Source organism: Cypionkella sp., from assembly GCF_036782355.1.
In the GTDB taxonomy this organism is placed as follows: domain Bacteria; phylum Pseudomonadota; class Alphaproteobacteria; order Rhodobacterales; family Rhodobacteraceae; genus Cypionkella.
In genome coordinates this window covers 38,859-62,759 of sequence record NZ_DAIPZF010000013.1, presented here as the reverse complement: position 1 = coordinate 62,759, position 23,901 = coordinate 38,859, and the positions used below count along the sequence as shown (strand labels likewise).

At 61.2% G+C, this 23,901-nt stretch carries 19 protein-coding genes; 7 read left to right on the top strand and 12 right to left on the bottom strand.

The window, feature by feature from the left end; translation table 11 throughout:
- Positions 1-666 (bottom strand): response regulator, encoded by a 666-nt coding sequence (locus V7Q10_RS07100; RefSeq protein ID WP_442885833.1) that lies wholly within the window; start codon positions 664-666, stop codon positions 1-3.
- 145 nt (positions 667-811) lie between these two features.
- Here V7Q10_RS07100 and V7Q10_RS07095 point away from each other — a divergent pair, with 145 nt between their 5' ends.
- Positions 812-1,270 carry a lytic transglycosylase domain-containing protein gene (locus V7Q10_RS07095; protein WP_333868368.1) on the top strand — a complete coding sequence of 153 codons (459 nt, stop codon included), beginning with the start codon at positions 812-814 and terminating at the stop codon, positions 1,268-1,270.
- Positions 1,271-1,273: 3 nt separating this feature from the next.
- On the opposite strand, the gene V7Q10_RS07090 is transcribed toward V7Q10_RS07095, so the two are convergent.
- The 7 genes from V7Q10_RS07090 to V7Q10_RS07060 form a co-directional block, all read right to left on the bottom strand.
- Complete coding sequence (locus V7Q10_RS07090; RefSeq protein ID WP_333868367.1) at positions 1,274-2,803, bottom strand: trimethylamine methyltransferase family protein; 1,530 nt, start codon at positions 2,801-2,803, stop codon at positions 1,274-1,276.
- A 108-nt stretch (positions 2,804-2,911) separates the two neighbouring features.
- Positions 2,912-4,540, bottom strand: coding sequence for an alpha-D-glucose phosphate-specific phosphoglucomutase (locus V7Q10_RS07085; RefSeq protein ID WP_333868366.1), 1,629 nt, complete (start codon positions 4,538-4,540; stop codon positions 2,912-2,914).
- Positions 4,537-6,621, bottom strand: coding sequence for a glycogen debranching protein GlgX (glgX, locus tag V7Q10_RS07080; protein WP_333868365.1), 2,085 nt, complete (start codon positions 6,619-6,621; stop codon positions 4,537-4,539). Before glgX ends, V7Q10_RS07085 begins: the two co-directional genes overlap by 4 nt.
- Positions 6,618-8,060 carry a glycogen synthase GlgA gene (gene glgA / locus V7Q10_RS07075; protein WP_333868364.1) on the bottom strand — a complete coding sequence of 481 codons (1,443 nt, stop codon included), beginning with the start codon at positions 8,058-8,060 and terminating at the stop codon, positions 6,618-6,620. Before glgA ends, glgX begins: the two co-directional genes overlap by 4 nt.
- Positions 8,061-8,085: 25 nt before the next feature.
- Positions 8,086-9,357, bottom strand: coding sequence for a glucose-1-phosphate adenylyltransferase (gene glgC / locus V7Q10_RS07070; protein WP_333868363.1), 1,272 nt, complete (start codon positions 9,355-9,357; stop codon positions 8,086-8,088).
- A gap of 32 nt (positions 9,358-9,389) precedes the next feature.
- Positions 9,390-11,561 carry a 1,4-alpha-glucan branching protein GlgB gene (glgB, locus tag V7Q10_RS07065; protein ID WP_333868362.1) on the bottom strand — a complete coding sequence of 724 codons (2,172 nt, stop codon included), beginning with the start codon at positions 11,559-11,561 and terminating at the stop codon, positions 9,390-9,392.
- Positions 11,562-11,582: 21 nt separating this feature from the next.
- Positions 11,583-13,991, bottom strand: a complete 2,409-nt coding sequence (locus V7Q10_RS07060) for a glycogen/starch/alpha-glucan phosphorylase (protein WP_333868361.1) — start codon at positions 13,989-13,991, stop codon at positions 11,583-11,585.
- 277 nt (positions 13,992-14,268) lie between these two features.
- Here V7Q10_RS07060 and V7Q10_RS07055 point away from each other — a divergent pair, with 277 nt between their 5' ends.
- Positions 14,269-14,700, top strand: a complete 432-nt coding sequence (locus V7Q10_RS07055) for an RrF2 family transcriptional regulator (protein WP_333868360.1) — start codon at positions 14,269-14,271, stop codon at positions 14,698-14,700.
- On the opposite strand, the gene V7Q10_RS07050 is transcribed toward V7Q10_RS07055, so the two are convergent.
- Complete coding sequence (locus tag V7Q10_RS07050) at positions 14,687-17,065, bottom strand: heavy metal translocating P-type ATPase (protein WP_333868359.1); 2,379 nt, start codon at positions 17,063-17,065, stop codon at positions 14,687-14,689. The two genes, V7Q10_RS07055 and V7Q10_RS07050, sit on opposite strands and share 14 nt — an antisense overlap.
- A gap of 128 nt (positions 17,066-17,193) precedes the next feature.
- Here V7Q10_RS07050 and V7Q10_RS07045 point away from each other — a divergent pair, with 128 nt between their 5' ends.
- Positions 17,194-17,394 (top strand): heavy-metal-associated domain-containing protein, encoded by a 201-nt coding sequence (locus V7Q10_RS07045; RefSeq protein WP_333868358.1) that lies wholly within the window; start codon positions 17,194-17,196, stop codon positions 17,392-17,394.
- 370 nt (positions 17,395-17,764) lie between these two features.
- A complete protein-coding gene (locus V7Q10_RS07040) occupies positions 17,765-18,112 on the top strand; it encodes a TfoX/Sxy family protein (protein ID WP_333868357.1) in 348 nt (115 codons plus the stop codon).
- On the opposite strand, the gene ndk is transcribed toward V7Q10_RS07040, so the two are convergent.
- Positions 18,109-18,531, bottom strand: a complete 423-nt coding sequence (gene ndk / locus V7Q10_RS07035; RefSeq protein WP_333868356.1) for a nucleoside-diphosphate kinase — start codon at positions 18,529-18,531, stop codon at positions 18,109-18,111. The two genes, V7Q10_RS07040 and ndk, sit on opposite strands and share 4 nt — an antisense overlap.
- A gap of 212 nt (positions 18,532-18,743) precedes the next feature.
- Here ndk and V7Q10_RS07030 point away from each other — a divergent pair, with 212 nt between their 5' ends.
- The 3 genes from V7Q10_RS07030 (at position 18,744) to V7Q10_RS07020 (ending at position 21,899) form a co-directional block, all read left to right on the top strand.
- Positions 18,744-20,591: an ABC-F family ATP-binding cassette domain-containing protein gene (locus V7Q10_RS07030; protein ID WP_333868355.1), complete on the top strand. Its 1,848-nt coding sequence runs from the start codon at positions 18,744-18,746 to the stop codon at positions 20,589-20,591.
- A gap of 112 nt (positions 20,592-20,703) precedes the next feature.
- Entirely contained in the window at positions 20,704-21,318 is a 615-nt protein-coding gene (locus tag V7Q10_RS07025) for a MarC family protein (protein ID WP_333868354.1), read from the top strand.
- 11 nt (positions 21,319-21,329) lie between these two features.
- Positions 21,330-21,899 carry a retropepsin-like aspartic protease family protein gene (locus V7Q10_RS07020; protein WP_333868353.1) on the top strand — a complete coding sequence of 190 codons (570 nt, stop codon included), beginning with the start codon at positions 21,330-21,332 and terminating at the stop codon, positions 21,897-21,899.
- A 48-nt stretch (positions 21,900-21,947) separates the two neighbouring features.
- Here the strand turns inward: V7Q10_RS07020 and V7Q10_RS07015 are convergent, their stop codons facing one another.
- The gene (locus V7Q10_RS07015; protein ID WP_333868352.1) at positions 21,948-22,415 is read right to left on the bottom strand and encodes a DNA polymerase III subunit chi; all 468 of its coding nucleotides are present in this window, start codon (positions 22,413-22,415) and stop codon (positions 21,948-21,950) included.
- Complete coding sequence (locus V7Q10_RS07010; protein WP_333868351.1) at positions 22,415-23,887, bottom strand: leucyl aminopeptidase; 1,473 nt, start codon at positions 23,885-23,887, stop codon at positions 22,415-22,417. The genes V7Q10_RS07015 and V7Q10_RS07010 overlap by 1 nt, the downstream gene beginning before the upstream one ends.
- Between the last annotated feature and the right edge of the window lie 14 nt (positions 23,888-23,901).

The following is a 23,901-nucleotide window of genomic DNA, read 5'->3' as shown; positions in this document are numbered from 1 at the left end:
CTATCCCTCGGGCAAGAGGTTGCTAAAGCTGGCCTCTCCGGCGATCAAAACCGCTTGGGTGCGGCTTTGCACGCCCAATTTACGCATGATGGCAGTGACATGCGCCTTGACGGTGGTTTCGGCGATGGTCAGCTCGAAGGCGATTTGCTTGTTCAACTTGCCCTCGCAGATCAGCTGCAAAATGCGGGTTTGCTGGCGGGTCAACAGGCCCAGACGCGCAATTGCGGCCTCTTGCTGCGTGTCAGCCACCGCACCAACATAGCCTTCGGGCAGATAGACCTCGCCCAGTCGCAAGGCATCAAAGGCCGCGCAAAAGGCCTCGCGTCGTGCCGATTTGGCGACAAAACCCGCAGCCCCCGCCTGCAAACAGGCCGCAATCATCCGGTTGTCAGCCAGCGACGAGACCACCAAGACCGGCACCTCGCGCAGGGCTTGCCGCAACCGTATCAAACCATCCAAGCCGTTGACATCGGGCAGGTTCAAATCCAACACCACCACATCTGGCAAGGGCCCCGCCTCAAGCCGCTGCAAGGCAGAGTCAAGACAGCCTGCGGTCTCGATCCGGCGCAGCCCTGCCACCGCCTTGAGCGTCATCGCCAAAGCATCGCAAAACAGCGGGTGATCGTCGACAATCAAAGCCGTTGTCAGACTGCGCGCATGGTCCATCAAATCTCTCCCCCCGCCGCAGCCTAGCAAGCAATCGCGCGCGGGGAAAGCGGCACCTAAGGCGCAATTTCCCGCCCATGGCGTGAGCCCATTCTTCCCAAAGCCCGCCGCCACCGCTATCAAATTCAAAACATCGGAGCCCGCCATGCCGCTTTCGCGCCGCGCCCTTCTAAGCCTTGGGCTTGCCAGCCTAAGCCTGACCGCCTGCGGGGTGCGTCAGCCCAGCCCTGCGCCCAAATATGCCGGCAAGACGCCGCAGATGGATGCATTGATCCGCAAATGGGCGCGCATCCATGACATCCCTGAATCGCTGCTGCACCGCGTGATTGTGCGCGAATCGAGCTACAACCCCGCGGCACGCAACGGGCCCTATTTTGGTCTGATGCAGATCTTGCCACAAACCGCGCGGCAAATGGGCTATCGCGGCCCTGACGCGGGGCTTTTGGACGCCGACACCAATCTGCACTACGCCGGCCGCTATCTGCGCGGCGCTTGGCTGTTGTCGCATCGCAACGAGAAAACCGCCGTGATGTGGTATGCCAAGGGCTATTACTACGAGGCCAAGCGGCGCGGCATGCTGAAAGAAACCGGCTTGCGCAGCTAGGCGCTAGTACCAAGCATCGGCCATGCCACGCTTTTTGGCCTCGACAAAGTCGCGCAAACCCTCGCGCAGCCCTTGATCAAGCACTGGCGCCTCAAACTCGGCCAAACGGCGTTTCCAAGCCGCATTGGCGCGGGTGGCGGAATCGCTTGACCCTGCGGCCTCCCATTTCTCAAAGGGTTCGTTGTCCGACAGCTCGGAATCCCAAAACGCGGTCTCGTAATGCGCCATGGTGTGGCTGCAACCAAAGAAATGATTGCCCGGCCCAACCTCGGCAAAGGCATCGACGGCAAGTTGGTCATCATCAATCTTGACCCCGTCCAGATAGCTGTGCAGCGCGCCACACAGATCAGCGTCCAGCATGAATTTCTCGTAGCTCATGCTCAGCAGCCCGTCCAGAAAGCCCGCCGAGTGCAAGATGAAGTTCGCACCGCAATGGATCGCGGCCAACATGCTCATGGTGCCTTCCATCATCGCCTGCGCATCGGGCAGTTTCGAGGTGGTAAAGTTGCCCGAACACCGCAGCGGCAGGTTCAACCGCCGCGCCAATTGCCCGATCACCATGCTGCCGATGGCGGGTTCTGGTGTGCCAAAGGTCGGGCTGCCCGAACGCAGGCTCATCGAGGATAGAAAGTTGCCAAAGATCACCGGCGCGCCGGGCCGCTCAAGCTGGGTCAGCGCGCAGCCCGCCATGGTTTCGGCCAGCGATTGCGCAATCGCGCCGGCGTTGGTCACCGGCCCCATCGCGCCGCCAAGGATAAACGGCACGATCACCGCCGCCTGATTGGCCCGCGCATAGGCGCGCAACACCGTGGTCATGGTGCCATCCCAGACCAAAGGCGAATTCACGTTCACATTGCCAAGGATCACGCAGTTTTGCTCGACAAAATCGGCACCAAACAGAATCCGGCTCATCTCGATATTGTCTTCCGCCCGGCTTTGATGGGTGACAGACCCCATATAGCAGCGATCCGACAGCTCCATATGCGCCAACACCATATCAAGATGACGCTTGTTCACCGCAATATCGGTGGGCTCGCAGATCGTGCCGCCCGAATGGTGAAAGTTCGGGCTCGATTGCGCCAACATGATGAAATTGCGGAAATCTTCCAGCGTGCCAAAGCGGCGGCCTCGGTCCAGATCCATCACGAAGGGGCTGCCATAAGAGGGCGCAAAGACCACGTTCTTGCCACCGATGCGCACCGAATTGGCCGGATTGCGCGCATGCTGGGTAAATTCAGCGGGCGCGGTTTTCAGCACCTCGCGCAGCATGCCGGGTTCAAACTTGACCAGCACGCCCTCGACCTTGGCGCCGGCTGCACGCCAAAGCGACAGGGTCTCGGGGTCGTCACGAAACTCGATGCCGGTCTCGGCCAGAATGCGATCTGCGGCACGCTCTACCTTTTGCAGGCTGTCTTCGGCCAAGATATCATAGGTCGGAATATTGCGGACGATATAGGGCCGCCCCATGCCGCCGCCTTTTTTCGCCCGCTCAATTTGCCGCGCCTGCCGCCCTGACCGTTTTGCCTCACTCATCGCCTGCCCCCCCTTGGCGCCCCTGCGACGCTTTGGATCAGAAGGCGACAGACCGCGCCTGAAGTCAGCGCAAAAGCCGACGCCTGAAGGTCTATTCGCGCCAAGGCCTCAGGTGATCACATCTGGCGCTTGGCGTCCGGTAAAGCTTTCGATGCCCGCAAGCGTATGGGCGGCGCGAATGATCGCCGCCAAAGCCTGCTGCGGCTCAAGGTCAAGCCCCTCTGGCCCCGCGACATAGCGTTCCAGATAAAGCCGCAAGGTCGCGCCTTGGGTGCCGGTGCCCGACAGCCGCAGCACGATGCGGCTGTCATCGGCAAAGACAATCCGCACGCCTTGCGCGCGGCTGATCGAGCCGTCGACCGGATCGGTATAAGCAAAATCATCGGCTGCCGCGATCTGCATGCCCTCGATCTGATGTCCGATCAGGCTGGGCAAAGACTGGCGCAGCGCGGCCATCATCGCATCGGCCTTATCGCTGGCAATCGCCTCGAAATCGTGGCGGCTGTAGTAGTTGCGGCCGAATTTTGCCCAATGCTCGGCCAAAATCTGCGCCACTGATTGCTTGCGCACCGCCAGAATGTTCAGCCACAACAGCACCGCCCAAAGCCCGTCTTTTTCGCGCACATGGTCCGAACCCGTGCCAAAGCTTTCCTCGCCGCAGATCGTCACGCGGCCTGCATCCAGCAGATTGCCAAAGAATTTCCAGCCCGTAGGCGTCTCGAAACTTTCCACCCCCAAGGCCCGCGCCACCCGATCTGCCGCAGCCGAGGTCGGCATCGAACGCGCAACCCCCGCAATGCCGCCCGCATAGGCTGGGGCCAGATGCGCATTCGCCGCCAGCACCGCAAGGCTATCAGAGGGCGAGACGTAAATACCGCGCCCAACCACCATATTGCGGTCGCCGTCCCCATCGCTTGCGGCGCCAAAATCGGGGGCGGCTTGACTGAACATCTCGTCCATCAGCGCTTTGGCCCAGGTCGGATTGGGGTCTGGATGCAGCCCGCCGAAATCTGGCAGGGCTTGCGCATTGATCACCGTGCCCGCCGCCGCACCCAGCCGGTTTTGCAAAATCTCGACCGCATAGGGGCCGGTGACTGCCGACATGCTGTCCATCCGCATTGAAAAGCCGCCCGCGAACATCGTAGCTATTGCCTTGAAATCAAAAAGGCTTTCCATCAGCGCCGCATAATCGGTGACAGGATCGACCACATCCACGATCATCGCACCCAGATGCTGCCGCCCCAGCCTGCCCAGATCTACGTCTTGGCCCTGCCAGATCTGATAGGCCTCGATTTCTGTCGTACGTTTGTACATCGCCTCGGTCACAGCCTCGGGCGCTGGGCCGCCGTTTTCCATGTTGAACTTAACGCCAAAGTCTTCGTCCAAGCCGCCGGGGTTGTGGCTGGCCGACATGATGATGCCACCATCGGTCTGATTAAGCCGGATCAGATGGCTGGCCGCAGGGGTCGACAGCACAGCACCCTGCCCCACGATCACCCGTGCGACACCATTCGCCGCCGCCATCCGCAAGATCACCTGTGCGGCCTCGGCGTTGAAAAACCGCCCATCACCGCCCAAGACAAAGCATTTGCCCGCCGCCCCCACCACATCGAAAATCGCCTGCACGAAATTCTCAAGGTAATGCGGCCCCATGAACACCCGCGTCTTTTTGCGCAGGCCCGAAGTTCCGGGCTTTTGCCCCGCGATGGGCGTTGTGGCGATGGTTTGATGGCTCATAAGGATCCTCCGGTCGGACTGGGCGCAAAGACAAAAACACTGTGGGCAGGCATGGTCAGGCGGGTCAGCGGGCCTGAAGCTGCGGCATCCGGATCGGCGGTGCTAAGGTCCAGCTGCCAAGCGGGGGCGGTTTCGGGCAGGGTCAGATCGACCGCGCCGCCAGAGTTGAACACCAGATACAGCGTATCGCCACCCTCGGGGCCAGCCGCCGCCATCCGCAGCTCTAGCCCCAGACAGCGAAACGCCGGATCATGCCAAAACTCGCCCGCAGGCAGGGTGCCGTCAGCGCGCCGCCAGATCACCTCGGCCAGACCATCAGCGCGGGCATGGCCGTGCAGGAACCGCGCTTGGCGCAACACCGGATGCTTGCGCCGCAGCGCGGTCAGCCGTGCGACAAAGCGCGTCAAAGCCGCATCCCCCGGCCAAGTGATCCATGTCAGCGGATTGTCTTGCGCATAGGCGTTGTTGTTGCCGGCCTGGCTATGGCCCAACTCGTCGCCCGCCAGCAGCATCGGCGTGCCTTGGCTGAGAAACAGCGTCGCCAGCATATTGCGTTTGCGCAAAGCGCGGGCGGCCAGAATGCTTGGGTCCTGCGTTGGGCCCTCTTCGCCCATATTGTCGGAATGATTGTCGGAATGGCCGTCGCGGTTATCCTCGCCATTGGCCAGATTGCGCTTGACCGAATAAGACACCAGATCTTGCAGGGTAAAGCCGTCATGCGAGGTCAGAAAGTTCACCGAAGCCGTGGCCGCGCGGCGGTCATGGTCAAACACATCGGCCGAGCCCAAAAGCCTGCGCGACAGTTCCGGCGCAAGCCCCGCATCGCCACGCCAAAACCGCCGCACCCCGTCGCGGTAGCGGTCGTTCCATTCGGCAAAGGGCTGCGGATAGCGGCCCAGCTGATAGCCGCCCGGCCCGATGTCCCAAGGCTCTGCGATCAGCTTGACGCCCGCCAGCACCGGATCTTGGCGCAGCGCATCAAAAAAGCCGCCCTGCGGGTCAAAGCCGCCCCGCTCGCGCCCCAGCACCGTGGCCAGATCAAAGCGAAAGCCGTCGATATGCACCTGTTCCACCCAATAGCGCAGGCTGTCCATCACCAGGCGCAGCACCGCAGGCTGGGTCAGATCCAGCGTGTTGCCGGTGCCGGTGTCATTGACATAGCGCCGCCCACCCTCGGCCAGACGGTAATAGCTTTGGTTGTCGAGCCCGCGAAAACTCAGCGTCGGGCCCCATTCGTCGCCCTCGCCGCTGTGGTTATAGACCACATCCATCACCACCTCGAGGCCTGCTGCATGCAGCGCCTTAACCATGGCCTGCATCTCGCGCAGCGGGTTGGCGCCACCGTAGCGCGGTTCGGGCGCGAAAAAGCCGATGGTGTTATAGCCCCAATGGTTGGACAGCCCCTTGGCCACCAAAAACCGCTCGTCCACAAAGGCCTGCACTGGCAAAAGCTCGATCGTGGTCACGCCAAGCCGGCGGTAATGTTCAATCATCACCGGATGGGAAAGGCCTGCATAGGTGCCGCGCAGCTGTGGCGGAATATCGGGATGCTGCTTGGTCAGGGCTTTGACATGGGCCTCATAGATCACGGTTTCGGCCATCGGCACCTGCGGGCGGGCATCGCGGCCCCAAGCAAAACTGGGGTCCACCACCACCGATTTTGGCACCGCAAAGGCGCTGTCACGGCTGTCAAAGCTTTGATCGGCGCGGCCAGAGCCAACCTTATAGCCCATCACCGCATCCGACCAGCGCATCCGTCCGGCAAGCCCGCGCGCATAGGGGTCAAGCAGCAGCTTATGCGCGTTAAAGCGCAGGCCCTGATCGGGCAGATAGCCGCCGTTGGCGCGATAGCCGTAAAGCTGGCCGGCCTGAAGCCCGCTGATGTGAATGTGCCAAATGTCGCCCTCGCGTGCAGTCAGCGGTAGGCGCGCAACCTCACGCCGGCCGTCATCTGAATAAAGGCACAGCTCGATACCGCTGGCATGGGCGGAAAACACCGCAAAGTTCACGCCGTCATCGGTCAGGCTGGCCCCCATCGGCCAAGCCCGTCCCGCCGAGACCGTGCCAAGCGGATAGCTCACTTGGCAAGCCCTTGATAAATTTCGGCATATCGCGCGGCCGAGGCCGCCCAGCCCACCTCTTGCGCCATGGCGTTTTTCTGCACCCGCGCGAACAGCTTTTTGTCGGCATAAAGTGCGATCAGCCGCTGCAAGGCTTGGCCAAAGGCCAAAGCATCCACCGGATGAAACACAATCCCCGTCGCCACCTTGGCCGAGATCGCCGCAGGGCTTGCGTCGATCACCGTATCGGCCAAACCACCGACAGCCGAGACCACCGGCAGCGTGCCATAAGCCAGCCCGTAGATCTGCGTCAGCCCACAAGGCTCAAAACGGCTTGGCACCAGCACCGCGTCGCCACCGGCAAACATGCGGTGGCTTAGGCCCTCGTCATAGCCGATTTTCACCGAAACCCGCCCCGCAAAGCGCTGGGCAAGCCCCTGCACCGCCGCCTGCAACGCCGGATCACCCGAGCCAAGCACCGCCAGACCGCCGCCCGCTGCGACAAAATCGGGCACCACGGATTCGAGCAGATCAATGCCCTTTTGATCGGTCAACCGGCTGACCAAAATCGCCAAGGGGCCAGGCACCTCGAGGCCAAATTCGGCGCAAAGGGCGGCGCGATGGGCGGCTTTGGCCTGCATCTTTTTGGCAGAATAGGGCATGACCTCGCGCTCTGGCGACCAAACTTCGGTATCAATGCCGTTCAGCACGCCAAAAACCGAAGCTGCACGCGCCGCGATCACGCCCTCCAGCCCCAGCCCAAATTCCGGCCGCACCAATTCGCGGGCATAGTTGGGCGAAACCGTGGTGACCGCGTCGGCAGTCACCAGCCCCGCCTTCAGGCTGGACAGCCCGCCGTAATATTCCAAGGCGGCGGGGTAATACTGATCGGGCGGCAACCGCAAGGCCGCCAGCTGATGCGCAGGCGCCCAGCCCTGAAACGCCATATTGTGGATCGTCATCACCGACGCCACCGAATCCGCGCCGCCATAGCGCAAATAGGCCGGCGCGAGCCCCGCTTGCCAATCATGCGCGTGCAAAACATCGGGCTGCCAGCCCTGCACGCCCTCGCGGGCAAGCCGTGCCGCGATCCACGACAGCGCGGCAAAGCGCTGGGCATTGTCGGGCCAATCGCCCGCAGGCCCCGCATAGGGCCCGCCGTCGCGATCATAAAGATGTGGCGCGTCCAGCAGCAAAACCGACAGGCCCGCGATCTGCCCCGCCATCACCCGCGCAGGGCCACCGAAAAGATTGGGGTCGGCCAGCACTTCATCCATCGCATCAAGATAGCCGCGCAAGGCTCTGTAAGCAGGCAATAAAACCCGCATCTCCCAACCCACAGCCGCCAAGGCAGCCGGCAAAGCCCCCACCACATCTGCCAGCCCACCGGTCTTGATCAGCGGCACACATTCCGAGGCCACCGACAAAACCCGACCGCGCACCGCGCCTGACACCTGCATCCGCCTCTCCTTCTTTTGCGCCGCTTTACGACAGAACCCGCGCCCGCGCATCCAGCATGTTTTGTGTGATCAGCACGATACCCGCATCGGTGCGCCGGAACCATTTGGCATCCATCTCGGGGTCTTGACCAACGACCAAGCCTTCGGGGATCACCACGCCCCGGTCGATCACGCAGTTCGAAAGCTCGGCCTTGCGCCCGACGATCACATGCGGCAGCGCCACGACATAGTCCATGCTGGCAAAGCTATGGGTGCGGCAACCGGTAAACAGCAGCGAATTGCGCACTTCTGACCCCGACACGATACAATCGCCCGAAACCAGCGAAGAAATCGCCATGCCGCGCCGCGTTTCTTCATCATGGATAAACTTTGCGGGCGGTAGAATCTCGGAATAGGTCCAGATCGGCCAAGACCGATCGTAAAGATCCAGCTTGGGCACGAAATCGGTCAGGTCAATATTGGCCTGCCAAAACGCATCAATGGTGCCAACGTCGCGCCAATAGGGCTCGGTTTCCAGACCAGAGGTGACGCAGCTGTCGGCAAACTTATGCGCCACCGCTTTGCCGTGCTTCACAATCTCGGGGATCAGGTCATTGCCAAAATCATGCGAGGAGTTTTCATCGGCCATATCGCGCAACAACAAATCGCGCAAAAACGCCCAATCAAACACATAAATCCCCATCGAGGCCAAGGAATGCAGCGGATCGCCGGGAATGGTCGGCGGATCTTTCGGCTTTTCCAAAAAGCTGGTGATGCGCATGTTCTGATCAACATGCATGACGCCAAATGCGGTGGCTTCGGCGCGCGGCACAGTTAGACAGCCGATGGTGACATCCGCGCCAGAGGCGACATGCTGTTGCAACATCACCTCGTAATCCATCTTATAAACGTGATCACCGGCCAGAACGACAATGTATTTCACGCCATAAGAATCAACGATATCAATGTTTTGCGCCACGGCATCGGCAGTGCCCAGATACCATTTGTTTTCCGCCACACGCTGGCTTGCAGGCAAGATATCCAGATATTCGTTGCGCTCGGCCCGGAAAAACCCCCAGCCGCGCTGCATATGGCGGATCAGACTATGCGCCTTATATTGCGTCGCAATCGCCATTTTGCGAATGCCAGAGTTCAGCGCATTTGACAGCGCAAAGTCGATGATCCGGGTTTTGCCGCCGAAATAGACCGCAGGTTTGGCGCGGGTATCGGTCAACTCGTTCAATCTGCTGCCGCGCCCGCCGGCCAGCACAAAGGCCATGGCTTGCGACGACAGACGGGTATTGGGTCTTGGTTGCATCACGTTCCTCCCTTGGGCGGGCAATCCCCGCCTTATCCCTGCTTAAGCCAGACCGTCGCCAAGGGTGGCAAAACCACCTCTGCCGACTGCGCCCTGCCCTGATGCGCAATGGCCTGCGCCATCACGCCGCCCAGATTGCCACGGTTTCCCCCTCCGTAAACCGCGGCATCCGTGTTCAAAATCTCGCTCCAATGCCCCAAAGCGGGCAGACCGACGCGGTAGCGCCGCTCGACCGGGGTCATGTTCACCAAGGCCACCACGGCCGGATCGCCCGCCGCCGCAAAGCGCGCCCAAGCATAGACACCCGCCTCGGCGTCATTGCTTTCGATCCACTCAAAGCCCTCGGGGCGGGTGTCATTGACATGCAGTGCGGCCAGATCGCAGTAAAGCCGGTTCAGATCACGCACCAGATTTTGCACGCCGCGATGCGCGGGCAGATCAAGCTGATGCCAATCAAGGCTTTGCTTGTGGCTCCATTCCGCGCCTTGGGCGAATTCGCAGCCCATGAACAACAGCTTTTTGCCCGGATGCGCCCACATAAAGCCGTAATAGGCCCGCAGATTTGCGAACTTTTCGTCACCATTGCCGGGCATTTTCGACAACATCGAGCCTTTGCCATGCACCACCTCGTCATGGCTGATCGGCAGCACGTAGTTTTCCGACCACGCATAATTCAGACCAAAGGTCATCTGGTGATGGTGGTATTTGCGGTAAATCGGGTCTTTTTCCATGTAACTTAGGGTGTCGTTCATCCACCCCATGTTCCATTTAAAGCCAAAGCCCAGCCCGCCATGATTAACCGGCCGCGACACGCCCGGAAAAGCCGTGCTTTCCTCGGCCACCGTCATCACGCCCGCCACCTCGCCGTAGCTGGTGATATTCATCTGTTGCAGCAGGGCGATGGCCTCGTAATTCTCGCGCCCGCCATCTTTGTTGGGCACCCATTGCCCCGCCTCGCGGCTGTAATCGCGGTAAAGCATCGAGGCCACGGCATCCACCCGCAGCCCGTCGATGTGATATTCCTCCAGCCAATACAAGGCGTTAGAGATCAGAAAGTTCGACACCTCGACCCGACCATAGTTATAGATCAGGGTGTTCCAATCTTGGTGAAAGCCCTCGCGCGGGTCTTGGTGTTCATAAAGCGCTGTGCCGTCAAAGCGGCCCAAACCATGCGCATCGCTGGGAAAATGCCCCGGCACCCAATCCAGCAAGACGCCCAAACCCTTGGCATGGGCCGCCTGCACAAAGGCGCGAAATTCCGGCGGGGTGCCGTGGCGAATGGTCGGCGCAAACAGCCCCACCGGCTGATAGCCCCAGGATCCGTCAAAGGGATATTCCGAAACCGGCATCAATTCGATATGGGTAAAGCCCATATCGGCGGCATAAGTGACCAATTGTTCGGCCAATTCCAGATAAGACAGCATCCGGTCGCCCGGCGCACGTTTCCAGCTGCCCAGATGCACCTCGTAGATCGAAATCGGCGCGTCAATCTGCTGTTTTGGCCCGCGTGTGGCCATCCAATCGGCATCGCTCCAGACCGCGTTATCAATGCGGCGCACCACCGAGGCATTGGCCGGCGCATGTTCCGAGCCAAAGCCCACCGGATCGGATTTCAGCGGCAAAAGCGCGCCTTGCGGGCCGCGCAGCTCGTAGCGATAGCTGGCGCCTTCGCCAATTGCGGGCAAAAACGTCTCCCAAACGCCGGTGCCACCGCGCCGCCGCATCGGGTGGCGCCGCCCATCCCAATGGTTGAAATCCCCCACCACCGAGACCCGCTCGGCATTCGGGGCCCAGACGGCGAAATGCGTGCCCTGATGGCCTTCATGCTCGATCACATGCGCGCCAAGAACCTGCCACAACCGTTTGTGGCGGCCTTCGCCTAACAGGTATTCATCCAACTCGCCCAAGACCGGACCAAAAGCGAATGGATCTTCACCTTCCCACTCCGCCCCATGCCCCTGCCAATGCAAACGGTAGTCTGATTTCTGCGGCAACTCGGCCACGAACAACCCAGCGCAGCCCGCCACCTGTTGCGCCACAACGCGGGTCTTTGCCAGCACCTGCAAGGCCTCGGCTCCGGGGTCAAAGGCCAGCAAAACCCAGCGCCCGCCGCGCTGATGCAGGCCCAGAACCGAAAACGGATCGCCATGCCGACCTTCGACGATGGCGCGGGCCTCCTCTGGGTGGATCAGCAGATCGGTCATGGCAACCCCTTGATTTCAGGCCTAAACACCCAATGCGGATTCGATAGACCAGATGTCTTTCATATAGCTGCGAATGGTGCGGTCCGAACTGAAGAAGCCCGAGCGCGCGGTATTCAGTGCCGCCATCTTCACCCAACGCGGGCGATCTGCATAGGCCTTATCGACCTCGGCTTGTGCGGCGTCATAGGCATCGAAATCGGCCGCCACGAGGAAATAATCGTGATGCCAAACCCTATGCACCAGCCCGTGATAGCGGTCGGGTTGCTCGGGGCTGAACGCCCCTTCGGCAATCGCCTGCAACACGCCCGGAAGTGCTGCGCTTGCCTCGATCGCCTTGCGCGATTGTTCGGGGTCTTCGCGCCGCTTCATCGCCTCGGCGGTGGTCATGCCAAACAGGAAAAAGTTATCCGCGCCAACCTCTTGCAGGATTTCCACATTGGCCCCGTCCAGCGTGCCAATAGTCGGCGCGCCATTGATCATGAACTTCATATTGCCGGTGCCAGAGGCCTCTTTGCCCGCGGTCGAGATTTGTTCCGACAGATCCGCCGCCGGAATCAGGCGTTCGGCCATCGAGACGTTGTAATTGGCCGGATAGATCACTTTCAGCCGGTCGCCCACCTCGGGGTCATTGTTGATAACCCGCGCCACATCATTGATAAGATGGATGATTTCCTTGGCCACTGCATAGCCCGGCGCGGATTTGCCACCAAAAATTTTGACCCGCGGCACATAATCGGCGCTGGGGTCGGCCTTGATGCGCTGATAATGCGCCACGGTTTGCAGAATGTTCAGCAACTGGCGTTTGTATTCATGAATGCGCTTGATCTGCACATCAAACAGCGCATCAGGCGAGACGGTGACGCCGCATTCGGTGTTAATCCAATCGGCCAAAGCGACCTTATTGGCGCGCTTGGCCGCGTCAAATTCCGCCAAAAACGCCGGTTTTTCGCAATGCGGTTCCAGACCGCGCAGCAGGTCCAGATCGGCCTCCCAGCCTTCGCCAATGGTCTTGGTGATCAGCGCAGAAAGCGGGCGGTTTGACATCTTCAGCCAGCGACGCGGTGTCACCCCATTGGTTTGATTGCAAATTCTGTCAGGATGCAGCGCGTTCAGTTCTGGAAACAGGTTTTTCTTGACCAAATCAGAATGCAGCGCCGAGACGCCGTTGACCTTATGCGCCATCACAAAGGCCAGCTCACCCATCCGCACCTCGTGGTGCTTGACGATGCCGATGTAATGCGGCGGATGGTAGGCGCTGCGGTGCCAGCTGTCGATGCGCTCGACGATCTGCATATGGCGCGGCAGCGTGGTGCCAAAGGTAAAGGTCGCCCACCGCTCCAGCGCTTCGGGCAAAAGCGTGTGGTTGGTATAGCCCAGACAGCCGCGCGCGGTTTCAAGCGCGTCTTGAAAGCTCAGGCCATTTTCATCGGACAACAGCCGGATCAGCTCGGGCCCTGCAATCGCGGGATGGGTGTCATTCATCTGGATGGCGACGTATTTCGGCAGATCCAGCAGGTTGGAATGCACGGTTTTGAACCGGCGCAGAATGTCTTGCAGCGCGGCAGAGGTCAGGAAAAACTCCTGCTTCAGGCGCAATTCCTTGCCCTGATAGGTGGTGTCATCGGGGTAAAGCACGCGGCTTAGGGTGCGGGCCAGTGCCTCGGGTTCGGCGGCGGCGGCATAGTCGCCCCGGTTAAAGCGTTCCAGATCAAACTGTTGCGTCGATTTCGCCGCCCAAAGCCGCAGCGTGTTGGCCCATTTGCCCTGCCAGCCGATCACCGGCGTGTCATAGGCCGAGGCCAGCACGGTTTCCGATGGCAGCCAAACCTCGCGTCCGGCTTCGGTCTTCACCTCGCCCTTAAACGGGATCACATAGGCGCTTTCGGGGCGGGCAAATTCCCAAGGGTTGGTCATGCTGAGCCAATCTTCGGGCATCTCGGCCTGCTGGCCACCCTGAAAGCTTTGCTTGAACAGCCCGTGTTCATAGCGGATGCCGTAGCCATAGGCCGGGCAGCCGACCGTCGCCATGCTTTCCATGAAACAGGCCGCCAAGCGCCCCAAACCGCCGTTGCCAAGCGCCGCATCCGGCTCGCCTTCCACCAGCCCGTGGAAATCTTGGCCAAAGCCCGCCATCACCTCTTCGGCGACCTCGCGCAGCCCAAGGTTGACGGTGGCATCCTCCAAAATCCGGCCGATCAGAAATTCCATCGACAGGTAATGCACCCGTTTGCGGTCTTGCGCCCAAGTTTGGCGGGTCGAGGCGAACCAAGGTTCAACAATCCGGTCGCGCACCGCAAAAGACAGCGCCATGCGCCAATCATAGGGGCTGGCATTGGCCGCATCCTTGCCCAAGGTAAAGGTCAGATGCCGCAGCACATCGGCTTTCAACTGGGTCGGGGTGATCGTCGCTTGCGTCAAGGCTGCTTCCATTCGTTGTTTCTTCCGTCCAAGACCCAGAGCTTGTAGCTTCAAACCGCTTTTATGTTATCGCAAACAAAGAAAATTCAGTGTAAAATCTTTTGTTTAAAAACAATAGCCTTTAAAAATCAAAGCGGTTTAAATTCTGCCCAAACCCCGTCAAGGTATGACTTATGTTGCCAGTTTCGCTGCCAACAGCAAGTCAAAACGCATCGATCTGATCCAAATCAAGGCGCAAAGCCTGACCTGCGCCTAAATTTCGCGCGTCGAGTAGAAAGGATCACCGCCCATGCGTTTGACCATCCGCACCAATCTTGCCATGCGCACGCTGATGTATTGCGCCGCGAACCCCGATCAGATCGTGCAAAAGCGCGATGTGGCCTTGGCCTGTGGCGCGTCTGAAAACCATTTGGCGCAAGTGATCCATCTTTTGGCGCGCAACGGCTTTTTGACCACCCTGCGCGGGCGCAGCGGCGGCTTGCGGCTGGCGCGCGCGCCGCAAGACATCACCGTGGGGCAAGTGTTTCGCATATTTGAAAGCGTGCTGCCCTTTACCGATTGCGCCGAGGCCAGCAGCACCTGCCCGCTTGCGGCGGCCTGTCGGTTGAAATGCGTCTTGGCCGAAGCGGTCGAGGGGTTTTACGCCCGCCTTGACCAATCGCGCCTTTCAGACCTTGTCAGTGATAACGCCGCCCTGCACCGCCTGCTTAGCGCCGCTTAAACCGGCGCAGCCGCAGCGCATTGCCCAGCACAAACACCGAAGACAGCGCCATCGCCCCTGCCCCCAGCATAGGCGAAAGTTGTGGCCCGCCAAAGGGCACCAAAACGCCTGCCGCCACCGGGATAAGTGCGGCATTATAGCCAAAGGCCCAGCTTAGGTTCTGGCGGATATTGCGCATCACAGCCCGGCTGATGGCAATGGCATCGACCACGCCCATCGGATCGCCGCGCATCAGCACCAGATCGCCAGCCTCGATCGCGACATCGGTGCCCGTGCCCATCGCAATGCCCACATCGGCCTGCGCGAGTGCGGGTGCGTCGTTGATCCCGTCGCCAACAAAAGCGGTGCCCGCGCCCAGATCAAGGATGGCGGCGGCTTTGCCTGCGGGCAGGATGCCCGCACGGATGTCCAAGATGCCAATCTCGCCCGCCACCGCCCGCGCTGTGGCCTCGGCGTCGCCGGTGATCATCACAGATCCGATGCCCATCTCGGCCAGCGCCGCCACCGCCTTTTTGGCCGAGGTTTTGACGGGATCTGCGACACATATCATCCCAATGCAGCGCCCGGCCTTTGCGACGTAAAGCACGCCTTGGCCTTGGCTTTGCGCCAGCGCTCCGCGCGCCTGCATCGCGGCCGGAACCTCGATCATCCGCGCGGATCCTACCGCCACCTCGACCTCGCCCAAAAGCGCGCGCGCGCCCTGCCCCGGCACGGCAGCAAAGCCTGTCACCAGGGCCGGCGTCACCCCCAACCGCGCAGCCTCGGCCAGCACAGCGGCGGCCAGCGGATGCTCGGATCCTGCCTCGACGGCAGCGGCCAGCGCCAAAGTCGCCTCGCCTTCAACCGAGACCACCTTCGGCTTGCCTTCGGTCAGCGTGCCGGTCTTGTCAAAGGCCACGCGCTGAACCGCCTCAAGCCGTTGCAAAGCCTCGCCTTTGCGGAACAAAACCCCCAGTTCTGCCGCCCGCCCGGTGCCCACCAAGATCGAGACCGGCGTCGCCAAGCCCATCGCACAGGGGCAGGCGATGATCAGCACCGAAACCCCCGCCACCAAGGCTTGGGCCGCGGTGCCAAACACCAGCCAGACCAGCACCGTCAGCAACGCGAGCGCCATCACCACCGGCACGAACCACGCCGTGATGCGGTCGACCAAGGCCTGCACCGGCAGCTTGCCGCCCTGCGCGGCCTCGACCAATGCGATGATGCGCGCAAGCACCGTGGCCGCCCCCACCTCGCGCAGCTCGACCAGCAGAACGCCGGTGCCGTTGACCGTGCCGCCGGTGACGGCGTCGCCCAGTTGTTTTTCTTGCGCCAAGGGCTCGCCCGTCAGCATCGCCTCATCCACCGCCGAATGGCCCAAGATCACCACGCCATCGGCTGCGATCCGCTCGCCCGGGCGGATCTGAATGCGGTCGCCGACCTGAAGCGCTGCCACCTCGACCTCTTCAAAGCCAGCGGCAGTTTCGCGCCGTGCCACCCGTGGCGCCAATTGCAGCAGCCGCGAGATCGCAGCCCCCGCTTGGCCGCGCGCCCGCGCCTCGAGGGCGCGCCCCAGCAAGATCAGCACGATGATCACCGCCGCCGCCTCGAAATAGACCGCGCGCGAGGCTTCGGGCACCGCCGCAGGCCAGACCAGCACCAGCACCGAATAGCCCCAAGCCGCCAGCGTGCCCACCGCCACCAGCGCGTTCATATCAGGGGCTGCGCGCAGAAGCGCCGGCACGCCCTTGGTGTAAAACCGCCGCCCCGGCCCGATCATCACCAGCGTCACCAGCAGGCATTCGGCCAGCCACAAAGGTTGCAGCGCCACAAAGCCCATCAGCCAATGGTGAAAGCCGGGCAGCAGATGCCCGCCCATCTCGACCAGAAACACCGGCAGCGTCAGCACGGCGGCAAGGCCCGTGTTGCGCCACAGGCTGCGCAGCTCGGCCTTGGGATCATGCGCGCGGGCTTGGGCCAAGGGTTCAGCCGCAAAGCCCGCCTTGCTGACGGCTGCGGCGAGCGAGGCGGCTTCGACCGGCTGCCACAGTTCGACCTCGGCGCGGCGGGTGGCCAGATTGACCGTGGCCGCAGCCACCCCGGTTTGGGAGCGCAAAATCCGCTCGACCCGCCCCGTGCAAGAGGCACAAGTCATCCCCTCGACCGCAAGCGTCACATGGCCGCGCCGCACCGGATAACCCGCACGTGCCAGCACCTGCGACAGCGCCTCGATGCTGGCGGGGGCGGCAAAATCCACCTCTGCGGTTTCGGTGCTAAGGTTGACCGAAGCGCTGGCCACGCCGTCTTGGGCCTGCAAAACCCGCTCGACTCGCGCCACACAAGAGGCGCAGGTCATTCCTTCAAGGCTAAGACGGATCTGGGGCATGGTCGTCTCCTTTGGTCGTCTTTAGGAACCCGTCGCCCAAAAAGGTCAACCCCAAGGGCTGCGACACTTTCGGACTTGACCTTGCCCGCCAAACCGACCGAATTGGCAGCATCAGAAAAGGACATGCCATGACCCTGCTTTCCATTCCCGATATGTCGTGCGGCCACTGCAAAGCCTCGGTGACCGAGGCGCTCACCCCGCTTGCCAGCGAGATCAGCGTTGATCTTGCCAGCCGTCAAGTCAGCCTTACCAGCGCGGCCAGCGCCGAGGTTTTACTGAAAGCGCTGAACGACATCGGCTTTCCTGCAACAGTTTTGTCACAAAACTAAGACAAATCGGCGTTTGAGCCAATAATTTCTGTTGATTTATGTCCGCTTCGGGCCTACTCGGCCGCATCTCGTCGCAAAGGGCCGCAAAATCGCCGCTTTGAAACGTGTAACTACCTTTTGCGGCGCAAATGCCGTGTAACGACCGGAGCAGTCACATGTCTACCATCTCGTCCTCTCAGCAGGGCGGCGCGCAGGCCCCAACCTCGCAACAACAGCAAGGTCAATCGGGCGGATCGACCCAACAACAAGGCGGACGCGTTATCCGCGATTGGGCTTCGATCTAAAGTTTGGATTATCCCATCTGTGCAAATTGATTCCCCCAAGGCCAGCCGCTAGGCTGGCCTTTTTGATTTCCCCCCCAAAGGCGCATATGCCCACATCGCTGCAAACCATCCCCAACCTTGGCCCCGCCTCTGAGGCGGCCTTTGCCAAAGCGGGCATCACCAGCGCCGAAGAGCTGCGCGCGCTTGGTGCCGATGAAGGCTATCGCCGCTTGCTGGCCGCAGGCACCCAGCCGCATTTCATCGGTTATTATGTCTTGCATATGGGATTGCAGGGCCGGCCTTGGAACGATTGCAAGGGTCAGGAAAAGAAAGACCTGCGCGCGCGCTTTGACGCGATCAAGGCAGAGTTTGGCGGCAGTAAAGAAAAGGGCCGCTCCGATCTGGAAGCAGCCCTTCAGTTTTTTGGGGTTCTTGAGAAACCGAAGAAGGCTTAGCCGACCAGTTCCAGACCCGAGAAGAAGAACGAGATTTCGCGGGCAGCCGAAGCTTCCGAATCCGAACCGTGTACCGAGTTTTCGCCCATCGACAGCGCGAACTCTTTGCGGATGGTGCCTTCTGCGGCATTGGCTGGGTTGGTGGCGCCCATCACTTCGCGGTTTTTGGCAATGGCGCTTTCGCCTTCCAGAACCTGCACAACCACTGGCTCGGAAGCCATGAATTCGCACAGCTCGCCGTAAAAGCCACGCTCTGCGTGCTCGGCATAAAAGGCACCAGCCTGTGCCATCGACAGATGGATGCGCTTGGAGGCGACAACGCGCAGGCCAGCGTCTTCGAATTTGGCGACGATTTTGCCGGTCAGGTTGCGCTTGGTTGCGTCGGGCTTGATGATCGAGAGGGTGCGTTCGATGGCCATTTGGCTCTCCATAAGATGGGGCGGGTGCCGCCCTGAATTGATGTGCGCGCCCACTAGCACGGGCATGGCGCGAAGAAAAGCCCGATGAAATGCGCGCCCAAGCTGCGGCGGCGCGACATCCCACCGCCTGCTTAGGAAATTCATGTCGCAAATCCATGACAATGCTGCTTGGGCAGTTGACGCCGCCCAGCACTTAGGGCAAGCCCCGCTGCATGCTTAAAATCGAAGATATCACCTATTCCGTCGAAGGCCGCCCGCTGTTTGAAGGCGCTTCAGCCACGATTCCCACCGGCCATAAGGTTGGTCTTGTCGGCCGCAATGGCGCGGGCAAGACCACGTTGTTTCGGCTGATCCGGCGCGAGCTTGCGCTGGAAAGCGGCGATATCTCGATGCCGCAGCGCGCGCGCATTGGCGGCGTGGCGCAAGAGGTGCCCTCGTCGTCGACCTCGCTGATTGACACGGTGCTGGCCGCCGATACCGAACGCGCAAGCCTGATGGCCGAGGCCGAAACCGCCACCGACCCGCACCGGATTGCCGAAGTGCAGGCGCGGCTTGCCGATATTGACGCGTGGTCCGCCGAAGGCCGCGCGGCCTCGATCCTGAAGGGTCTGGGCTTTGATGCCGCAGCCCAGCAACGCCCCTGCTCGGATTTCTCGGGCGGCTGGCGGATGCGGGTGGCGCTTGCCGGGGTGCTGTTTGCCCAGCCCGACTATCTGCTGCTGGACGAACCCACCAACTACCTTGATCTGGAAGGGGCTTTGTGGCTGGAAAGCTATCTGACCAAATACCCCCATACCGTGCTGATCATCAGCCACGATCGCGGGCTTTTGAACCGTGCGGTCACGGGCATTCTGCATCTCGACAATAAAAAGCTGACCTATTGGAACGGCCCCTACGACCAATTCGCCCGCCAAGTTGCCGAGCGTCGCGCCGTGCTGCAAGCCGAGGCTCGCAAACAAGACGCACGCCGCGCGCATCTGCAAGCCTTTGTCGACCGCTTTAAGGCCAAGGCCTCCAAGGCAGCACAAGCGCAATCGCGGGTGAAAATGCTGGAAAAGATGGAAACCATCACCGCACCAGAAGATGCGAAAAAGGTGGTCTTTACCTTCCCCGAACCCGAAGAGCTGTCGCCGCCGATCATCAATATGGAGGGCGCCGCCGTCGGCTACGATGGCCCGCCGATCCTGAAACGGCTGTCGCTGCGCATCGACCAAGACGACCGCATCGCGCTGTTGGGCCGCAATGGCGAAGGCAAATCGACGCTCTCCAAGCTGTTGGCGGGCAAGCTGAATGCCTGCGAAGGCAAGATCACGCGGTCCTCGAAACTGCGGATCGGCTATTTTGCCCAACATCAGGTGGACGAGCTGTTCATCGACGAATCCCCGCTGCAACACGTTCAGCGCCTGCGCCCCGCCGAGGGCCAACCGCGTCTGCGCGCGCGGCTTGCGGGCTTTGGCCTTGGCGTTGATCAGGCCGAAACCGCCGTTGGGCGGCTTTCGGGCGGGCAAAAAGCGCGGCTGTCGCTGCTTTTGGCCACCATCGACGCGCCGCATCTGCTGATCTTGGACGAACCGACCAACCACCTTGATATGGAAAGCCGTGAAGCCTTGGTCGAGGCGCTGACCGCCTATTCCGGCGCGGTGGTTCTGGTCAGCCACGACATGCACCTGTTGTCTTTGGTGGCCGACCGTCTGTGGCTGGTCAAAGACGGCGCGGTGGCACCTTACGAGCATGATCTGGAAGCTTACCGCAAACAGCTGCTGGCAGGCGATGACGCCGAAAAGCCCGTGAAAGTGGTCGAAAAGCCCAAGCGCGTCAGCAATGACGACCTCAAAGCCCTGCGCGCCGAGGTCAAGAAATCCGAAGAGCGTCTGGCCAAGATCAACGAGATGCGCGACAAACTGGCCAAGAAACTCGCCGATCCCGCGCTTTATGAAGACGGCCGCCGCGGCGAGCTGGAAACATGGAACAAGAAATATGGCGAGGTGATGGAGGCGATGGACCGCGCCGAAGCCATGTGGGTCACCGCACAAGAGAAACTGGAAACCGCCAGCGCCTGAGGGTGCGCGGCAGCCGCGCTGCGGGGGGCTCGATGCCCCCCAAAGCGCGCGCTGGGCTTAAAGCGCTGCCTTTGTCCTTGCAGCGCGGCACCGCCATCCTTAGGTTGCAGCGATGGACACAGCCTTTTTGATCACCGCCTTTGCCACGCTTTTCGTGGTCATCGACCCGCCGGGTCTGGTGCCGATGTTCATCGCGCTCACCAGCGGCATGGACCGCGCTCACCGCGCCACCATGGCGCGGCGCGCCTGTGTGATTGCCTTTGTGCTGCTGACGCTTTTTGGCCTGATGGGCGAGGCTTTGCTGGGCTTTATCGGCATCTCGATGCCGGCCTTTCGCATCGCAGGCGGGATTTTGCTGTTTCTGACAGCGCTTGATATGCTGTTTGAACGCCGCACCCAACGCCGCGAGGGCCAGACCCCCGATGCCGATCACGACCCATCGGTGTTTCCGCTGGCGACACCACTAATCGCAGGGCCGGGTGCGATTGCCACCATGATCCTGCTGATGGGTCAATCGGGCAACAGCTGGCTTGGCGGCGCTGCGGTGCTGGGGCTTTTGGCGGCGATGATCTTGGTGACTTATGTGTTTTTGCTGGCCTCCCCGCCGCTGGAGCGGCTTTTGGGGCGCACCGGAACCGTGGTGATCACCCGCCTGCTCGGCATGCTTTTGGCAGCGCTTTCGGTGCAATTTGTCATCGACGGCGTCAAGGGCACCGGGCTGATCTAAGGGGTTTTGCGATGGACGAAAGCTACGGCCGCGCGCTTTATCTGGTGCTGATCCTGATTTCGGTCAGTGGTTGGGTCTTTGTCGAATACCGCAGCCGTCTGGGCCAAGCCGCGCGCAGCCTGCTGGCTTGGGGCTTGATCTTGTTGGGGATCTTGGCCGGCTATGGCATCTACCGCGACAATGGCTTTGGCTTGCGGCCTGCGATGACGGTCATGGGCGATCAGGTCGAGATTCCGCGTGCCGAGGATGGCCATTACTATGTCACGCTGCGCGTCAACGGGCAAAATCTGATGTTTCTGGCAGATACCGGCGCCACCACGATCGTGCTGTCGCCTGACGATGCGCGACGTTTGGGAATTGATCCGGCCAGCCTGTCCTATTTAGGATCGGCCAATACTGCCAATGGGGTGGTGCGCACGGCGCGGGTGACGCTGCCATTGCTCGAGCTTGGCCCCTACCGCGATCAAGATGTAACCGCCTATGTGAATGAAGCCGCAATGGAGGGATCTTTGCTGGGCATGGCCTATCTGGGACTTTATGACATCAAGATTACCCAAGACCGGATGATCTTGCAGCGTTAAAGCCCAATATCAAAATCGCAGCGCAGTCGGTTGATTTACAACGAAAAATCAGATTGTCCGCGCAGGCTTTTCGGTCTTCTTCTCCCAACGGCCAGTTTCCTCTGACCAATATTGCGCGGCAAGCCCGGCGGCGGTCAGCCGTGTCCAAAGCCCGCGTGCGGCGTTCAGCGCGGCCTCGTCATAGCCGTCAAACAGCACCCAAACCCGTTCCAGATCTTTCGCCTCTTCGGGCGTGGTCTCGGCACCGTCTACCAGCATCAAAGCCTGCGCCGCGTTGCCGATTGCGCCAGTGCCAATCAAAATTGGCTGGTCGCTATCTTGCGCCCCGCCCTGCAACCCATGCGGCAAAAAGCTGTCCTCACCGTCCCAAAGCGCCAGATCCAAGGCCTGCAAGCCCGCCAGATCACGCCCGCGCAGCATCACCCGCCACGAAGCGGCATAGGCGCGCGGCAGGATCGTCGCCGCCGTCTGCCCCACGCTGGATTGCGTCAGATGATAGAACACAGCGATGCCCATTATTTTGGCTCGAACTGGTCGCGGATCAGCCGGTTCAACGCCATTACCCCCCAGCCCGTCGCGCCCTTGGGTGCCAAGGCAGAGTCCGATTTTAACAGCGCTGTGCCCGCAATATCCAGATGGATCCAAGGCATCTCGTCTTTGACAAAGCGCTGCAAGAATTGCGCAGCGGTAATCGAGCCACCATCGCGGCCACAGGAATTGACGATATCGGCGATCCGCGATTTCAGCTTAGCGTCATAGCCCGCCCCCAGCGGCATCCGCCATGCGCCTTCGCCCTCGGCTGCCGCCGCTTTCAGGAAAGCATTGCACAGCGCGTCATTGTTGGAAAACACGCCAGTGTTTTCATGCCCCAGCGCCACAATCACCGCCCCTGTCAAAGTGGCAAGATCGATCACGCCTGAGGGCTTGAACCGCTCTTGCGCATACCACAGCACATCGGCCAGCACCAAACGGCCTTCGGCATCGGTGTTGATCACCTCGATCGTCACGCCGCGCATAGATTTCACCACATCGCCCGGACGCTGCGCACGCCCGTCGGGCATATTCTCGACCAGACCGACCAGGCCTACGACATTGGCCTTGGCGCGGCGCAGCGCCAAAGCGCGCATCACCCCGGCCACCACGCCCGCGCCGCCCATATCCATCGTCATCTCTTCCATACCTCCCGCGGGTTTGATGGAAATGCCGCCGGTGTCAAACACCACACCCTTACCCACCAGCGCCAAGGGTGCCTCGCCCTCGACCCCGCCGCGCCACTGCATTACCACCACCTTTGACGGGCTTTCCGAGCCCTGCCCCACCCCCAAAAGCGCGCGCATGCCCAGTTTGGCAAGCTGCTCTTCCTCCAGAATTTCCACCTCCAGCCCCAGATCCTGCATCGCGGCAAGTCGGGCGGCAAAGTCATCGGTGGTCAGGATATTGGCGGGCTCATTGACCAGATCGCGGGTGAAAAACACGCCTTCCACGACAGCGGCCATCGGGGCTGCAAGTGCTGCCACCTTTTCTGGCTCGGCAAGCGCAATTGCCACACGGCCAATTGCTTTGGCAGCGGTGGATTTATGCGGCGAGAAATCATAGGCCCGCATCGCCAGCCCAAAAGAGATGTCTGCGGCGCGCGGATGTGCCTCGGCGATCAGCGTGGTGCAATGCGGGTGCAAACCGCGCGCGACGGCTGCCCCTGCAAGGCGCGCAGCCTCGACACTGGCTTTTTTCGGCAAGGCGATCAGCTGCACCGCTTGGGCGGCAAGCCCCACGGGATAGGCAAGCTCGAAACTCTCGCCCGGTTTCATCTGCGCGCAATCGTTCGAACCCATTGCCCGGGCCAAAGCACCCTTGGTCAGCCGATTAAGCGCACGCGCCGCTGGGGTGGCAGGTTTGTCGCCATCAAAAATCAGCGCAATCCGGCCTTCAAGCTGGGCCAGCCCCTCAAGATCAAGCTGTTGAAACTGCACTTCTACGGGACGCGACATTGGGCTCTCCTCGG